General features: G+C 72.7%; 13 protein-coding genes and 4 pseudogenes. 10 read left to right on the top strand and 7 right to left on the bottom strand.

Going from position 1 to position 15268, the window contains the following annotated elements; translation table 11 throughout:
* A partial coding sequence (locus ABT057_RS31400; RefSeq protein ID WP_502973998.1) for an ABC transporter permease family protein occupies positions 1-354 on the top strand: 354 nt, incomplete at its 5' end.
* A gap of 76 nt (positions 355-430) precedes the next feature.
* On the opposite strand, the gene ABT057_RS31405 is transcribed toward ABT057_RS31400, so the two are convergent.
* A complete protein-coding gene (locus ABT057_RS31405) occupies positions 431-1315 on the bottom strand; it encodes a hypothetical protein (RefSeq protein WP_502973999.1) in 885 nt (294 codons plus the stop codon).
* Positions 1316-1436: 121 nt separating this feature from the next.
* Between ABT057_RS31405 and ABT057_RS31410 the strand changes: the two are divergent.
* A pseudogene (locus ABT057_RS31410) lies at positions 1437-1742 on the top strand (alpha-hydroxy-acid oxidizing protein); the annotation flags it as partial.
* A gap of 147 nt (positions 1743-1889) precedes the next feature.
* Here ABT057_RS31410 and ABT057_RS31415 read toward each other — a convergent pair.
* Positions 1890-2588 carry an SDR family oxidoreductase gene (locus ABT057_RS31415; protein ID WP_352347024.1) on the bottom strand — a complete coding sequence of 233 codons (699 nt, stop codon included), beginning with the start codon at positions 2586-2588 and terminating at the stop codon, positions 1890-1892.
* Positions 2589-3011: 423 nt separating this feature from the next.
* Here ABT057_RS31415 and ABT057_RS31420 point away from each other — a divergent pair, with 423 nt between their 5' ends.
* Complete coding sequence (locus ABT057_RS31420) at positions 3012-3713, top strand: nucleotidyltransferase domain-containing protein (RefSeq protein ID WP_352347025.1); 702 nt, start codon at positions 3012-3014, stop codon at positions 3711-3713.
* 385 nt (positions 3714-4098) lie between these two features.
* On the top strand, positions 4099-6183 hold the full coding sequence (gene fusA, locus ABT057_RS31425; protein ID WP_352347026.1) for an elongation factor G: 2085 nt from the start codon (positions 4099-4101) through the stop codon (positions 6181-6183).
* Between the two features lie 81 nt (positions 6184-6264).
* On the opposite strand, the pseudogene ABT057_RS31430 reads toward fusA, so the two are convergent.
* The 3 genes and pseudogenes from ABT057_RS31430 to ABT057_RS31440 all read right to left on the bottom strand — a co-directional run.
* Positions 6265-6679: pseudogene (locus ABT057_RS31430) on the bottom strand (pectate lyase-like domain-containing protein); the annotation flags it as partial.
* A gap of 43 nt (positions 6680-6722) precedes the next feature.
* Positions 6723-7115, bottom strand: a complete 393-nt coding sequence (locus ABT057_RS31435) for an SCO5389 family protein (RefSeq protein ID WP_352347027.1) — start codon at positions 7113-7115, stop codon at positions 6723-6725.
* A 60-nt stretch (positions 7116-7175) separates the two neighbouring features.
* Positions 7176-8123, bottom strand: coding sequence for an ATP-binding protein (locus ABT057_RS31440; protein WP_352347028.1), 948 nt, complete (start codon positions 8121-8123; stop codon positions 7176-7178).
* A gap of 143 nt (positions 8124-8266) precedes the next feature.
* On the opposite strand from ABT057_RS31440, the pseudogene ABT057_RS31445 reads away from it, so the two are divergent.
* Positions 8267-8425 (top strand): annotated as a pseudogene (locus tag ABT057_RS31445) (MFS transporter); the annotation flags it as partial.
* Positions 8426-8610: 185 nt separating this feature from the next.
* On the opposite strand, the gene ABT057_RS31450 reads toward ABT057_RS31445, so the two are convergent.
* The gene (locus ABT057_RS31450) at positions 8611-9393 is read right to left on the bottom strand and encodes a CDP-alcohol phosphatidyltransferase family protein (RefSeq protein WP_352347029.1); all 783 of its coding nucleotides are present in this window, start codon (positions 9391-9393) and stop codon (positions 8611-8613) included.
* A 108-nt stretch (positions 9394-9501) separates the two neighbouring features.
* Here ABT057_RS31450 and ABT057_RS31455 point away from each other — a divergent pair, with 108 nt between their 5' ends.
* From ABT057_RS31455 to ABT057_RS31475, 5 genes and pseudogenes are all read left to right on the top strand, one after another.
* The gene (locus tag ABT057_RS31455; RefSeq protein ID WP_352347030.1) at positions 9502-10494 is read left to right on the top strand and encodes a zinc-dependent alcohol dehydrogenase; all 993 of its coding nucleotides are present in this window, start codon (positions 9502-9504) and stop codon (positions 10492-10494) included.
* Positions 10495-10610: 116 nt separating this feature from the next.
* The gene (locus tag ABT057_RS31460) at positions 10611-11009 is read left to right on the top strand and encodes a 6-pyruvoyl trahydropterin synthase family protein (protein WP_352347031.1); all 399 of its coding nucleotides are present in this window, start codon (positions 10611-10613) and stop codon (positions 11007-11009) included.
* On the top strand, positions 11006-12217 hold the full coding sequence (locus tag ABT057_RS31465) for a glycosyltransferase family 4 protein (RefSeq protein ID WP_352347032.1): 1212 nt from the start codon (positions 11006-11008) through the stop codon (positions 12215-12217). Before ABT057_RS31460 ends, ABT057_RS31465 begins: the two co-directional genes overlap by 4 nt.
* A complete protein-coding gene (locus ABT057_RS31470) occupies positions 12214-13266 on the top strand; it encodes a class I SAM-dependent methyltransferase (protein ID WP_352347033.1) in 1053 nt (350 codons plus the stop codon). The genes ABT057_RS31465 and ABT057_RS31470 overlap by 4 nt, the downstream gene beginning before the upstream one ends.
* A gap of 251 nt (positions 13267-13517) precedes the next feature.
* Positions 13518-14258 (top strand): annotated as a pseudogene (locus ABT057_RS31475) (lysylphosphatidylglycerol synthase transmembrane domain-containing protein); the annotation flags it as partial.
* Positions 14259-14389: 131 nt separating this feature from the next.
* Here ABT057_RS31475 and ABT057_RS31480 read toward each other — a convergent pair.
* Complete coding sequence (locus ABT057_RS31480; protein ID WP_352347034.1) at positions 14390-15238, bottom strand: creatininase family protein; 849 nt, start codon at positions 15236-15238, stop codon at positions 14390-14392.
* Between the last annotated feature and the right edge of the window lie 30 nt (positions 15239-15268).

Below are 15268 nucleotides of genomic sequence, written 5' to 3' on the forward strand. Positions count from 1 at the left end.
AGCGAATGGCGCATCCTGTGGTCGGTGGTGCTGCCCACCTCCCGCGCGGTCACCGCGGTCGTGGCCCTCTTCTACGCCGTCGGCTACTGGAACGCGTTCTTCAACGTGATGCTCTACATGCCGACCGACAGCGCCAAGTGGCCACTGCAGTACGTACTCCTCCAGTACGTCAACTACGGCCTGACCATGCCCGGATCGGTCAACAACGGCTTCGGCGGCGTCCACACACAGACAGCGCCCCAGTCCCTGCAGATGGCCGTGGTGGTGCTGACGCTGGTACCGATCCTGCTGGTGTATCCCTTCATGCAGAAGCACTTCAAGACGGGCGTACTCACCGGGGCCGTCAAGGGCTGACCCACGGGAAGCAGAGAGGTGACTACGGCTGCGTTGTCAGTGCCCCGGGTGAGGCGGTGCTCCGCCCGGCCGTGGCTCAGTCCTGCTGGCCACCGCTCGGCTCCGGGGCGGGTGTCTTGCCCGCCTGGACGTCCTGCAGCCGCCGGGTGCCCAGCTGCACCGCCGTCTTGGTGCTGTCGTGGTCGGCGCCGTCCACGCCGCCGTTGGTGATCGTGATCGCGTCGGTGCCGACGCGTACGGCCGCCACGTCCAGGGTGAGCGTGACCGGCGAGCCGTCCGAGGAGCCGTTGACCGTCACGGTCAGGCCCTGCCGTTCGTCACCCGACTTGGGAATGGAGGCTTCCACGACCTGGACGGTCCGCTTGGAACCGTCGGAGGCGACCGCCGTGAACTCGTCGCACTCGTCGGTCAGCGAGCCCAGCCACTTGAAGGAGTCGTCCAGACCGGACTTCTTGTACGCGGCGACCTGGTAGAGCAGCCGGGAGTCGCCCTCCTGGAATCCGGTGAGCGCGGACGCGCCGGACGGTTTGCCGAGCAGGTCGTCGTCGTAGAGCGAGTCCAGCAGACGCTGGCATGCGGCCGCCTGCGACTTGGCGCTGACGAACTCGGCCGCGTCGACCTTGCCGATGAGCAGCGAGTCGTGCCAGGTCGACGCGTTGTTCACCTGGTTCCAGTCGTCCTCCAGGTCTCCCTCGGTGATCAGCGCGATCCGGGCGCCGGACGGGGTCAAGGTCCAGGACGCCGACGGGGCGGGCGAGGTCGAGGCGGCCCGCTCGGCGACGGGGGAGGCCGCGACGCTCTCGTCGGACGAGGCGCTGTCGTCCCCGTCGGAGCAGGCCGCCGTGGTCAGCAGCGCCCCCACGGCGGCAGCCCCGGCCAGTAGACGGGCCGGGCGGCCGGGACGTCCTGGACCGGCGGGGCGGGTGGGGCCGGAGGGTCGGGACGGGCGAGGGGTGGTCACGGGATGCCTCCTGAGGACGGGGACAGGGACAGGTCCCTGCCCTCCACGGCACCACCGGTACGGCCCCACGACCAGCGCACTGATCCGTACGGGTGACGGAGGGGGAAGAGAAGGCCGGTGTGTGGACATCGCCACCGCGGCCACCGGCCCGCTGTGGTCACAGCTGTACCGGCTCAAGCGCTGCGACCTCCCCGTGGACCCGATCCGCTGGGCCGGGGCCGCCGGTTTCCGCGCGCTGGTCCTCACCGTCGACGCGCCCAGGGTGGCGTTCTGTCCCCGGGACGCCGCCAACGGGTTCGCGGTGCCCCCGGGCATCCGGGCGGTCAACGTGGCGCACGACGTGATGGCCGCCTCGCACGGCAGCCGGGACGGGGAGTCGGCCGCCGCCCGGCACTCCAAGGAGCAGTGCGACGCCTCGATCACCTGGGAGGATCTCGCACCCGAGAGCGCACTGCCCGGCGACGGCGTCCGGTCCGAGGTGGTCCTTCCCGGGGCGCCCACTTCTCCCCCTGACGCCGCGCGTCCACCCGGACGCCCGAAGGCGCCTTGTCGTACGGTCGTTGAGAGCGCGGCGTCAGCCGAGCTGTCCGGTCGGCCGCATGGTGATGTGGTTGATGTCCACGCCCGCGGGCTGGTTGACGGCGAAGACGATCGTGTCCGCGATCTGCTGGGCGGTCATCGCCGGCGCCGCCTCGGGGGTGCCGCCGCGCTCCTCCCAGAACGGGGTGTCCACCACCCCGGGGGCGATGACGGTCACGCCGACTCCGTCCTTGCCGACCAGCAGCCGGGTGTTCTCGGCCAGCGCGTGCGCGGCCCACTTGGTGACCGAGTACAGGTTGCCAGGCGTGTTGCGCACCCCGGCGACCGAACCGATGATCACGATCCGGCCCTTGGACTCCCTGAGGTGCGGCAGGGTCTCCCGCACCAGCAGGGCCGGGCCCAGGACGTTGGTGAGGACCATGGCGCGCATGTCCTCGGGGGCGTGGCTCTCCAGGTTGCCGGGCAGTGAGAAACCGGCGTTGGCGATGACGTTGTCCAGTCGGCCCCACGCGTCCACCACGCGGCGCACGGCGGAGGCGACGTCGTGCGCGTCGCTGGTGTCGCTGGTGATCGTCAGCAGCCGCTCGCCCGCTGCGGCCGAAGCGGCGAAGGCGGCCAGCTTGTCCGCGTCACGTCCGGTGACGGCCACGCGGTGGCCCTGCTTGAGCAGGGCGCGGGCGGTGGCGGCGCCGATTCCGGTCGAGCCACCGGTGATCAGCGTGGCGGGTTCCATGGGACGGCCTCCTCAGCGATATGGGTCATCGGGGCTAAGTCGCGGCTGATCTGCGGAGAGGAGTACGCGAGCGGCGCCGCCGGCCGCCGCGTCCGTGGCCGCGGTGGACCCGTTGGCGTCCTCGATGAAGTCCGCGAATCCATAGGCGACCGACGTGGGCGATGGACGTAACGGTCCGGAAGTTCCCGAGCCTCCGCGTCAGGGATGACGCGGACCCCCCATGCCCCTGTCGAGCTCACCGTCACCCCTCTCAGCCTGCGGGGCAACCCTATCCGCCTCGCCGATCGGCATCACAGGATCCACGACAGAGCCGAAAAATGTGAGGTGGCCTGCGGGCGGGCGGGGGCATCATGGCTGTCCCGTCGCCCGGCTGCGGGCCATCACCCGGGAACACCGCGGGGCGCACACCATCGGGGGGCTCCAGTGACCGTCACCAACATCCTGCTGTCCGGCATCGTCGGGTCGACCGCCTACGGGCTCGCGCACGCGGGATCCGACGTGGACCGCCTCGGCCTGTTCGCGGCCCCCACCGAGGAACTGCACGGTCTGCACACCCCGAAGGAGTCGCACGTCAGCACCGCGCCCGACCGCACCCTGCACGAGGCCGCCAAGTGGTGCCGGCTCGCCCTCGGCGGAAACCCGACGGTCATGGAACTCGTCTGGCTGCCGGACGAGTTGTACGAGGTCCGCACCCCGCTCGGCGACGAACTCATCGGCATCCGTGGGACGTTGCCGAGCGCCCGGCGCGTCCGCGACGCCTACCTCGGCTATGCCACCCAGCAGTTCCGCAAGCTGCAGAACCGGGGCGACGGCGCGCCCGCGGAGGGCACCGCCAAGCGGATCGCTAAGCACGCGCGACACCTCAAGCGGCTGTGCACCCAGGGCCACGAGCTGTACGCCACCGGCCGGTTGACGATCCGCCTGGAGGACCCGGAGAGCTACCGGCGGTTCGGCGAGGAGGTCGCCGCCGACCCCGAGGCCGCCGCGCCGCTGCTGCACGAGTTCGAGGAGAAGTTCGCCCGGACCCGCAGCGTCCTTCCCGAACAGCCCGACGAGACGGCCGCCGAGGCGTGGCTGCGCCGGGTGCGACGGCACTTCTACACGGCGGACGGCACGCGGGCGTGAGCACGTGGGTGAGGCAGGCGACGGGCGGGCGCGGCCCGCTCTGGCGCGGTAAATCCCGTGCGGCGCCCGCCTCCTCGCCCCTACACTCACCGAACATCGAGCGCCGCCCACGACCGGGGCTGCGGCGCACCGTGACGACGAAGGGAGCCCGGCCATGCGTGACCACACCGCTGACTCCGCTCCCTGCGCACGCTACGAGGTGATCCTCGTGTCCTCGTCCGTCCGGTGCCCGCTGCGCGGCCGGCACCGGCAGTCCTGACGGGCACCCGAGCACCCCGAGGCGCCGTCAGTCACCGGCCCCCGCCATGACTGACGTCGCGTCAGCCCGCGCTCGTCCGACAATCGCGCCGCCCGTTCTCCCGGAACACCCGAAAGGCCAAGGGCCGTGCGCAACAACCTCGACCGTCACCTCGCCGCCGTACGCAACCTGGGCATCCTCGCCCACGTCGACGCCGGAAAGACCACCGTCACCGAGCGGATCCTGTATGCGACCGGGACCACGCACAAGCGCGGCGAGGTCCATGACGGCACCACCATCACCGACTTCGACCCCCAGGAGCGCGACCGTGGCATCACCATCTTCGCCGCGGCCGTCAGCTGCGACTGGAACGGTCACCGCATCAACCTGATCGACACCCCCGGCCACGTCGACTTCGCCGACGAGGTCGAACGCGCGCTGCGGGTGCTCGACGGGGCGGTGGCGGTGTTCGACGCCGTCGCGGGCGTGGAGCCGCAGAGCGAGTCGGTGTGGCGCCAGGCCGACCGGCACGGAGTGCCGAGGATCGCGTTCGTCAACAAGCTGGACCGCGCGGGCGCCGACCTCGACACGGCCGTGGCGTCCATCCGCGAACGGCTCCATCCCGTCCCGCTCGTCGTCCAGCTGCCGATCGGCACGGAGGAGGGCTTCACCGGAGTCGTGGACCTGCTCCGCCTGCGCGCCCTGACCTGGTCCGACGGCGACGAAGCGGTCGAGGCGGACGTACCGCGGCGACTGCGGGAGGAGGCGCTGCGCCGGCGCCGACTCCTGGAGGAGACCGTGGCGGAGCGGCACCCGGCGGCGCTCGAGGAGTTCTGCGACCGGGAGAGGCTCTCCGCCGAGACCCTCACGGTCGCTCTCCGTGACCTGACCCGCACCGGAGACGGCGTGGTCGTCCTGTGCGGATCGGCCTACCGCAACCGCGGGATCGAACCGCTGCTGGACGCCGTCGTCGACTACCTGCCGTCGCCACTGGACGTGTCGGCAGCGGGCGGCATCCAGCAGGGTGCCGACCGTATGCGAGCCGGCGTCGACGGTATGCGGCATGCCGTCGACGGGACGACCCACCCCGCCGACCCCGCCGCACCGTTCGCCGCCCTCGCGTTCAAGGTCAGCGCGACCCCCACGGGCCGGCTCACCTATCTGCGGGTGTACTCGGGAACGATCGAGAAAGGAGACACGGTATGGGAGTCCGGTACGGGACGCACCGAGCGGATCGGACGGATCCTGCGCGTCCAGGCCGACCGGCACGCCCCGCTGGAGCGGGCCGTCGCCGGGGACATCGTGGCCGTGATCGGGCTGAAGGCGGCCCGTGCGGGCTCGACGCTGTGCTCGCCCGAGGCGCCGTTGGTCCTTGAGCCGCCCGGTGTCGCCGACCCGGTCGTCTCGGTGGCGGTCGAGGCGTGCCGCAGCACCGACACCGGCCGGTTGGCGTCGGCGCTCGCCCGCCTGGCGGAGGAGGATCCCTCGCTGGTCGTGCGGACCGATCCGGAGACCGGTCAGACGGTCCTGTCGGGCATGGGGGAACTGCATCTGGACGTGGCGGTGGAGAAGATCCGCCGCACCCTCGCACTGGACGTCAACGTCGGCCGCCCCAGGGTGTCCTACCGGGAGACGGTCGTCCGCGGGGTGTCCGGTGTGGTCTTCCGGCATGTCAAACAGGACGGCGGGGCCGGGCAGTTCGCGCATGTCGTGATCGATGTGGAGGCGCTGGACGAGGGGTTCGAGTTCCGGTCCGCCGTCGTCGGCGGGCGGGTGCCGCAGGAGTACGTCCGTGCCGTCGAGGCCGGCTGCCGGGACGCCCTCGCCGAGGGGCCTTGCGGCGGCCATCCGGTGACGGGGCTGCGGGTCACCCTGACCGACGGGGCGACCCATGTGAAGGACTCCTCCGAGACGGCCTTCCGCACGGCGGGCCGGGGCGCGCTCCGGGAGGCCCTGCGCACCTGCGCGATGGTGGTGCTGGAACCCGTCGTGGAGGTCACGGTGACCGTCCCGGAGGACGCGGTCGGCGGGGTCCTCGGAGACCTGGCGGCCCGCCGCGGCCGGGTCACCGGCTCGGTGGCGCGCGGCGGTTCGGCGGTGGTCACCGCCGCCGTCCCGCTGGCGGAACTGTTCGGCTACGCGACCCGGTTGCGCAGCCGAACGCAGGGCCGCGGCACGTTCACGGCCCGCCCGACGGGGTACGCGCCCGCACCGGCGCCGGTGGCGCCGTAGGCCGTCCGCCCTCGGGGCTCCCGCACAAGGAGCCCCGAGGGCCGTCGTCCTGCGCTCGGCGGATGGCCGGTCACCGTCCGCTCACGGGTACGACACCACGGTCGACGGCACCGTCGACGTCCCGGAGGTCGGCGCCCCCGTGTCGTTGATGACGGCCTCGTACCGGCCGTTGCCGCCGAGGGAGACCACCAGCAGGTCGTGGAACTTCACGCCGGGGTGTCCGGGGCGGCGAAGCCGTGGTGCTGCACGATCGTCGGGTCGACGTCGTAGTAGCGGTAACTGCCCAGGCCCCAGGCCCCAGGCCTCGTGCGCGGAGACGTCGTCGCCGACCTTGTAGGCGGCGTAGCCCCTGACCGGGCCGTTCTGGGTCCGGGGCGTCGTAGGCCTTCTCGTTCTGGAAGAAGATCGTGCGGCCGCGCCCGCCGTACCACTGGACGTCGTACTTGTTGAAGTGTTCCACGAACAGGCCGGTGGCCGGCACGTCGTCGCCGTGCACGACGTCGGTGCGTAAGTTGTCCGCGGCGATACAGACGGGAAGGTCAGCAGTCCCTTAGTTCCGCCGACTGGTTCAGCACCTGTGCCCGCGTGGAGGTGAAGCGCGCGTAGGTGTCCCCGCCCCGCGCGCCGGGTCGGAACGCGGCCACCCGGTGGCAGTTCTGGAAGGCGAGGGTGATGCCGAAGTGGCGTTCCAGGCTGCCGCGGATGGCGTCGCTGGCCAGGGCGCGCAGGAGCTGGCCGCGCTCCCGCTCGGACGGGGGAGGGGTCTGGTTGTCCGCGAACTCCGTGATTCCGGCGTGGAGTTGGGTGGCGAGGGAGTCGATGAGGTCGTAGGCGTAGGGGAGGGAGGCGCGGACGGTTTCCACGAAGTCCGCCTCGTGGATGGCACCGGCTTCGGCCTGGGCGAGGAGCTGCGGGGAGACGTCGAGAGACATGGGGGGTTCCTGTTCCGGGGGAGAGGGAGAGGGGGAGGGAGGGGGAGGGGCAGACGGGGGCTATGCGAGGGCTGCCGGACCCGGTACGAAGTCCGGGTCCACCTGGGCCGCCAGGTTCTCGCCCGTCGCCGCGTCCGCCCAGGCGCGGGCGTTGCGCAGATGGAACTCGACCGCGTGGCGGTGCAGGGTGGGCCAGTCCCTGGTGCGGGCGTCGACCGTGTCGCGCAGGACGGTGAGCGCGTGGTGGTTGGCAGCCTCCAACTCGCCCTGGGGCGAGCCGCGTTCGGCCGACCGGAGCCAAGGGGAGAGCTCCAGGTGGGTGAGGAGGTCGTCGCCCACCTGCTCCTTGAGGAAGAGCAGGTCGTCCTCGCCGGTCACCTTGTTGCCGACCACGGCGAGCGGGATGCCGAACTCGCGGGCGTGGTCGCGGTACTGGCGGTAGACGGAGACGCCCCTGCGGGTGGGTTCGGCCACCAGGAACGTCATGTCGAAGCGGGTGAACAGGCCCGAGGCGAACGCGTCGGCGCCGGCGGTCATGTCGACGACGACGTACTCGCCGGGCCCGTCGGCCAGGTGCCCGAGGTAGAGCTCGACGGCGCCGAGCTTGGAGTGGTAGCAGGCCACCCCGAGGTCGTTCTGGTCGAACTCGCCCGTGACCATCAGGGGGACGCCGCCCGTCGGCCGGACGTGGCGGGTGTGCAGTTCGTCGTCGCCCAGGAGGCGCAGCAGGCGTGAGCCGCGGCCCGGCGGGGTGGTCTTGATCATCGCCTCGCGGGAGGTGATCCGCGGGTTGTCGCCGCGCAGGAGGTCCTTGATCTCTCCCAGGTGCGCGGCGAGGGGTGGAGCGGTGAAGGGACCGCTCTCGGGGTCGAGGGCCTCGGCCAGATGCTGGTTGATGTCGCCGTCGATCGCGAGCACGGGCGCGCCGGAGCGGGCCAGCGCGCGGGAGAAGAGCGCGGAGAGCGTCGTCTTGCCGCTGCCGCCCTTGCCGACGAACGCGACGCGCATCTACCGGACCACCGTTTTGAAAATGAATGTCATGTCGCTAGATTTAGGGCGCGGTCGCGATCGCTGTCAAGTCGGCACGGGACGAGAGGGGGCGGGGGTGACCGAGTGGCCGATCGGGCGGTGATCTGCGCGGTGCTGCTGACGGGTTCGCGGCCGCGTTCGTCGGGCCGCTGCTGGGCGCGCTGCCGACGGCGGTCGGCTTCCGTACCGTGTGCCCGGCCGGGGCGGGCGTCTTCGTCCCCGTGCTCGCCGGTCACGCCGGGCTGCCGCCACAGCACATCCCCGGCGGGGAGCGTGTCCGAGGCCCTTCACCCGGTGGGTGGGGGAGCGGCTCAGCCGGCGCCGTGCCATGGCCGCCGGACCGGCGCTGATCCCAGCCCCAGCCCCTGCCCCCGCACCCCTCCCCGGACAACGGAAGGGCCCGCACCGTCGGCAGACGGCCGGGCCCTTCCGTAGGTGCGAGGTGTCCCCCGGGGGAACTACAAGGTCACGCCGGTTCCAGCACCCGGCGCTCCACAGGAGATTCGGTTCCGTCCGCCGCGGTCCCGGCCGCGGTGATCCGCGACGTCCGCCACAGCCACAGCACGTCCCGGCCGAACGACCAGACCAGGGAGCCCAGTGCCAGCAGCATGATGCCGAAGTTGGCCGTGTACGGGAGCAGGTCCGCGCCGGCGACCAGCAGGCAGATGCCCTGGAGGGCGGCGACGGTCTTGCGGGCCATGCTCGGCGGGAGGGCGGCGTTCAGCCAGGGGGCGACGCGGGCCGCGGCGACGAAGACGTAGCGCATGGAGCCGATCAGCAGGACCCACGGGCCGAGCGCCATGGAGACGTAGACGCTGAGGACGAGGATCAGGAAGGCGTCGACCTCCATGTCGAAGCGTGCGCCGAGGGCCGTCGAGGTGTTGGTGCGGCGGGCGACCTTGCCGTCCACGCCGTCGAGGATCAGGGCCACCGCGGTCAGGCCGACCAGCAGGGTCACCGGCGGGCTGCTCTCGAAGGAGTCGGCGACCAGGGCGGTCACACCGCCGACGAGGGTGGCGCGGCCCAGGGTGACGCGGTTGGCCGGGCCGAAGGACCGCAGCCCGGAGCGGTGGAGCGCCCGGGAGAGCACCGCCCAGGTTGCGACGGCGAAGACGAGGCCGGTCACCCAGCCCGCCGGCCCCAGGCCGATCGCCGAGCCGAGCAACGCCAGCAACAGGATCTGTACGCCCGCTCCCACAGCGGTCTCCTGCTGTACCAGCCTTGCGTCGTAAGTGTTGTTCAGGGCCACCGCACATTCCTCCGGCCAGATGACAGAGATGATCAGTGCCGCGTACTGTGCGCGGACTGTGCACACCTCGGTACGTGAACAGGTTCCCGATCGTTCAGGAGGAAGCCGATGAACCGCACCGCGCGTGCGTTCTGGCTCAGTTCCCCGGGCCGGGGCGAGATCCGTGATCTCGTCCTGCCCGCCCCCGCGGAGGGCGAGGTGCTGGTCCGTTCGCTCTTCTCGGGGATCAGCCGCGGCACGGAGACGCTCGTCTTCCGCGGCGGGGTGCCCGAGAACCAGCACGCCGTCATGCGGGCGCCCTTCCAGGAGGGCGACTTCCCGGCGCCCGTGAAGTACGGCTATCTCAATGTGGGGCTGGTGGAGGAGGGGCCGGCGGACCTCGTCGGGCGGACCGTCTTCTGTCTCTACCCGCATCAGACGCGGTACGTCGTGCCCGCGTCGGCCGTGACCCCCGTGCCGGACTCCGTGCCCGCCGGGCGGGCGGTGCTGGCCGGCACGGTGGAGACCGCCGTCAACGCGCTGTGGGACGCGAAGCCGCTGGTCGGCGACCGGATCGCGGTGGTCGGCGGCGGCATGGTGGGCTGTTCGGTGGCCGCGCTGCTGGCGCGTTTTCCGGGCGTCCGGGTCCAGTTGGTGGACGCGGATCCCGCGCGGGCGAAGACCGCCGAGGCGCTCGGTGCCGGGTTCGCGCTGCCCGAGGACGCGCTCGGCGGCTGCGACCTCGTCGTGCACGCCAGTGCCACCGAGGCGGGGCTCACCCGTTCCCTGGAACTGCTGCGCGCGGAGGGGACCGTCCTGGAACTCAGCTGGTACGGCGACCGGAGGGTCGCGCTTCCGCTGGGTGAGGCGTTCCACTCCCGCCGGCTCGTCATCCGCAGCAGTCAGGTCGGCACCGTCTCGCCCGCCCGCGCGAACCGCTCCTACGCCGACCGGCTGGCGCTCGCCCTCGACCTGCTCGCCGACCCGGCGCTCGACGCGCTCGTCACGGGGGAGAGCGCGTTCGAGGAGCTGCCGGAGGCCATGCCGCGGCTGGCGTCGGGGGAGATCCCCGCGCTCTGCCACCGCGTCAGGTACGGCCCGGATCCGGGCAAGAGCGCCTGACCTGAGAAAAGAGTGAGATTCGACTGAACAAGGGGAACCGAGGAGCCGTACTACACGGCATCCCCCGGCGGGCAATGGCCGGGGGACCAGACGCGCCGCACCTGGAGGGTCGTCCGTTGTTCAGTGTCACCGTCCGCGATCACATCATGATCGCCCACAGCTTCCGCGGTGAGGTCTTCGGACCCGCGCAGCGCCTGCACGGAGCGACGTTCCTGGTGGACGCCACGTTCCGCCGCGAGCAGCTGGACGACGACAACATCGTCGTCGACATGGGACTGGCCATGCAGGAGCTCGGCGCCGTGGTGAGCGAGCTGAACTACCGCAACCTGGACAACGAGCCGGAGTTCGCGGGAATCAACACGTCCACCGAGTTCCTCGCCAAGGTCATCGCGGACCGGCTCGCCGAGCGGATCCACAAGGGCGCGCTCGGCGAGGGCGCCCGGGGCATCGCCTCGATCTCCGTCAGCCTGCACGAGTCGCACATCGCCTGGGCGAGTTTCGAGCGTGCGCTGTGACCGACGTGACCCTGGAAAAGGCGCCGCTGGCCTACGTCCCCGCGCAGACCGCGGCGGCCAAGCCGGCCTCCACGCCCAAGACGGCTCCCAAGACGGGCGACCTCATTCCCATGTCCCTGCGCTCCGTGCACTTCGTCATGCCGGGCGGTGTCCACGACCTGGCGAACCCCAGCGGCGGCAACGCCTACGACCGGCGGGTCTGCCTGGACCTGCCCGGTTTCGGCTGGCAGGTGCACAAGCACCTGGTGAGCGGCTCCTGGCCGAGCCCGGAGGCGGCCGCCCGTGACGATCTGGCGCGCACGCTCGCCGAGCTGCCGGACGGCACGGTCGTGCTGCTCGACGGGATCGTCGCGTGCGGCGTCCCGGAGATCGTCGTCCCGGAGGCGGAGCGGCTGCGGCTCGCGGTCCTCGTCCACCTCCCGCTCGGTGACGAGACGGGTCTGGACCCCCTGCTGGCCGCCGAGCTCGACGCGAAGGAGCGGGACGTGCTGCGGGCGGTGCCCGCGGTGATCGCCACCAGCGACTGGGCGGTCCGCCGGCTCGTCTCCCACCACGGTCTGGCCCCGGAGAAGGTGCACTGCGCCGCCCCGGGCGCCGACATCGCGCCCCTCGCCTCCGGCACCGACGGTGTCTCCCGGCTGCTGTGCGTGGCCTCGGTGACGCCGCGCAAGGGGCAGCACCGGCTGGTGGAGGCGCTGGCCGCGGTGACGGACCTCAGGTGGAGCTGTGTGTGCGTGGGCGGTCTGGGCCAGGACCCGGAGTACGTCGCCCATCTGCGCGGACTGATCCGGAAGTACGGCCTCGAGGACCGGCTGGAGCTCGCGGGCGCGAAGGCGGGCGCCGAGCTCGACGCGGCCTACGCCTCCGCCGACCTGATGGTCCTCACCTCCTACGCCGAGACGTACGGCATGGCGGTCACCGAGGCCCTCGCCCGGGGCATCCCGGTCCTGGCGACGGACGTCGGCGGGCTGCCCGAGGCGGTCGGCCGCGCCCCCGACGGCGGGGTGCCCGGCATCCTCGTCCCGCCGGAGAACCCGGCGGCGCTCGCGGCGGAACTGCGCGGCTGGTTCGGGGAGGCGGACGTCCGGCGGCGGCTGAAGGCGGCGGCGCGCAGCAGGCGGGCGGCCCTGAACGGCTGGGCGTCGACCGCCCAGAGCCTGGCCGGCGTTCTGGGCCGGCTCCCCAGCGAACCGCGGAGGGCGGCATGAGGAAGACGACGGTGACCCCGGCGGACATGGCCCGGCAGATCGGCGGCATTCCCGCCCAGCCGGGCCCGAAGGAGGCCGACCCCATGGCAGACACGCAGATCGCCGAGGCGGCGCTCGCCGAGGCCGCAGTCGCGGAGCTCGTGATTCCCGGTGCCGGTCCCGTCGCCCGCCCCGGTGAGCGTCCCACCGTCCGGCTGCGGGACGTGGGGCCCGACGACCAGCCCCGTTACGCGCCCGAGTGGCTGCAGTTGCGCGAGCCCGCGGACGCGGCCGCGCGGGCGGTGGACCTGCTGGACCCGCTGCGGATCCGGCTCGCCAACCTGCCCAGCAGCCGGGCCGGCGGCCTCGCCGTGCACGATCTGGGCTGCGGCACCGGCTCGATGGGCCGCTGGCTGGCCCCGCGGCTGGACGGCGCGCAGCACTGGATCCTGCACGACCGCGACCCCTACCTGCTGCACTTCGCGGCCGTCGCCTCCCCGCGGGTGGCCGCCGACGGCAGCCGGGTCACCGTGGAGACCCGGCGCGGTGACGTCGCCCGGCTCACCCCGGACGCCCTGCTCGGCGCGTCGCTGGTGACCGCGTCCGCGCTGCTCGACGTCCTCACCCGCGAGGAGATCGAGACCCTCGCGGCGGCCTGCGCGGGCGCCGGCTGCCCGGCGCTGCTGACCCTCTCGGTCGCCGGACGCGTGGAACTGAGCACGCCGGACCCGCTGGACGAGGAGATCGCCGCCGCGTTCAACGACCATCAGCGGCGCGGCGGCCTCCTCGGCCCCGACGCGGTGGGAGCCGCCTGTGAGGCGTTCGCCGACCACGGCGCCACCGTCAAGGTCCACCCGAGCCCCTGGCGGCTCGGCCCGGAGCACGCCGCGCTGACCGTGCAGTGGCTGCGCGGCTGGGTCGGCGCGGCCGTCGAGCAGCGTCCCGAACTGGCCGAGCGCGCCGAGACCTACCTCAACGCCCGCATCGCCGCCTGCCAGGCCGGCGAGCTGCGGGTCACCGTCCACCACAGCGACCTGCTGGCGCTGGCCAGGCCGAAGGGCGGCGTGTGATGAGCGCCGAGACCGTGGCCGCGCGGATCGACACGACGCCGGTGGTGTGGGGGGACGGCACCCCGTCCGTACGGCGTCCGCCGCGTCCGCCGTCGGTGGCGCGCACCGGGCCCGCCGTGTCCGCGGCGCGGATCGGCGTCATCGTGACCGAGGCGCACGGGAAGCCGGCCCGGCCGCGTGTCCTGCGGGCCCTGCGCACCCACTTCGGAACGTTCGCCGGCGTCGCCATCATGGCCGTGCTGCTGTGGCGGATGGGTACCGGAGTGTTCCTGGACGGGCTGCGCCGGATCGACGCGGCGACGCTGCTCGTCGGGCTCGGGATCGGCGTGGTCACCACGGTGTTCAGCGCGTGGCGGTGGGCGCTGGTGGCCCGCGGGCTGCGGATCCGGCTGCCGCTCGGCGCGGCCGTCGCCGACTACTACCGGGCGCTGTTCCTGAACGCGGCGCTGCCGGGCGGGATCCTCGGCGACGTGCACCGCGCCGTGCGGCACGGGCAGAGCGCCGGTGACGTCGGGCGCGGTGTACGGGCGGTGGTCCTGGAGCGGACGGCGGGACAACTCGCGCTGGTCGTCATGGGCGTGACGGTGCTCCTTGTGCTGCCGTCGCCGGTCATGGCCGACGCGCGGCAGGTCGCCCCGCTGGTCCTGCTGGCGGGGGTGGGCGCGCTCGCCGTCGTCCTCGCGCTGCGCATGAACCGTCCGGCCGCGCGCCGCGACGGACGCCTGCGCCGGGCGCTGGCCGAGGCGCGCGAGGGGCTGCTGTCCCGGCGCAACGGGCCCGGCGTCGCGCTGTCGTCGGTGGTGGTGCTGGCCGGGCATGTCGCGATGTTCGTGGTGGCGGCGCGGGTCGCCGGCTCCGCCGCCCCGGTGCTCACGCTGCTGCCGATCGCCGTGCTCGCGCTGCTCGCGATGGGCGTGCCGCTGAACGTCGGCGGCTGGGGTCCGCGCGAGGGCGTCACCGCCTGGGCGTTCGGGGCCGCCGGACTCGGCGCGAGCACCGGCCTGTCGGTGTCGGTGGTGTACGGGGTGCTGAGCTTCGTGGCCGCGTTGCCGGGGGCGGTCGTCCTCGTGGTGCGCTGGTACGCCGCCGTACGGCCCCGGTCCGCCGGAGCCGGCGGTGCGTCCTACGCCGGGGAGCCGGAGCCGGAGCCGGCCGCCTCGCCCTCCGAGCCCGCAGCCGTCCTCGGTGAGGGTGTCGGTTCCGGCGAGGTGAGCAACGAGAAATACGCGCCGAAGGAATCCGCCAGACTCGCCAGGAGTTCCTTCCCCTTTTCCGCCGAACCCAGGGAAGGACGGCCGATGACGCCCGAATCGGTATAGGCGGACATTCCGAGAGTGAGCAGATGGCGACGGTCGTCCGCGGTGAAATCAGCGGATTCATTGCCGGGCCGGACCAGTTCGGGATGGGCGTGCAGCAGGATCGAGGTCTCGATCTCCCCGGCGTGCATGTCGGTGAGGAGCGAGGTCTCCACCCCGGACCGTTCCCGCGCCGCCTCCCAGTCCTCCGGGGCCGGGAAGAGCGCCATCCGTTCACCGCGGGCGGAGGACTCCTGGACCGCGTTGCCCAGGACGTAGTTCCCGCCGTGTCCGTTGACCAGCACCAGGGCCTCGACGCCCGAGCGGCGCAGCGACGCCGCGATGTCCCCGACCACCGCGTGAAGGGTCACGGAGGAGATGCTGACGGTCCCCGGCCAGGCCGCGTGCTCGTGCGAGCAGGCGATGGTCACCGGCGGAAGCAGGTGCACCGGGTACGCCCCGGCGATCTCCCGCGCGATGGCACAGGCGACCAGCGTGTCGGTGGCCAGCGGCAGGTACGGGCCGTGCTGTTCGAAGCTGCCGACGGGCAGGACCGCCACCTGGGGCGCGCCGCCGGCCGCCCGGGCGCGGACGTCCTCGGTGGTGTCCGCAGGCAGCAGGCCATGCGCCGCCGCTGCCGTCCCGGACGCCGCCGCCCCTATCTCCGAACCACTCATCTTTTCCCGGCCTTTCGTCTCCGCTTAGGA

This window comes from Streptomyces sp. NPDC002588 (genome assembly GCF_040295925.1).
Taxonomy (GTDB): Bacteria; Actinomycetota; Actinomycetes; order Streptomycetales; family Streptomycetaceae; genus Streptomyces.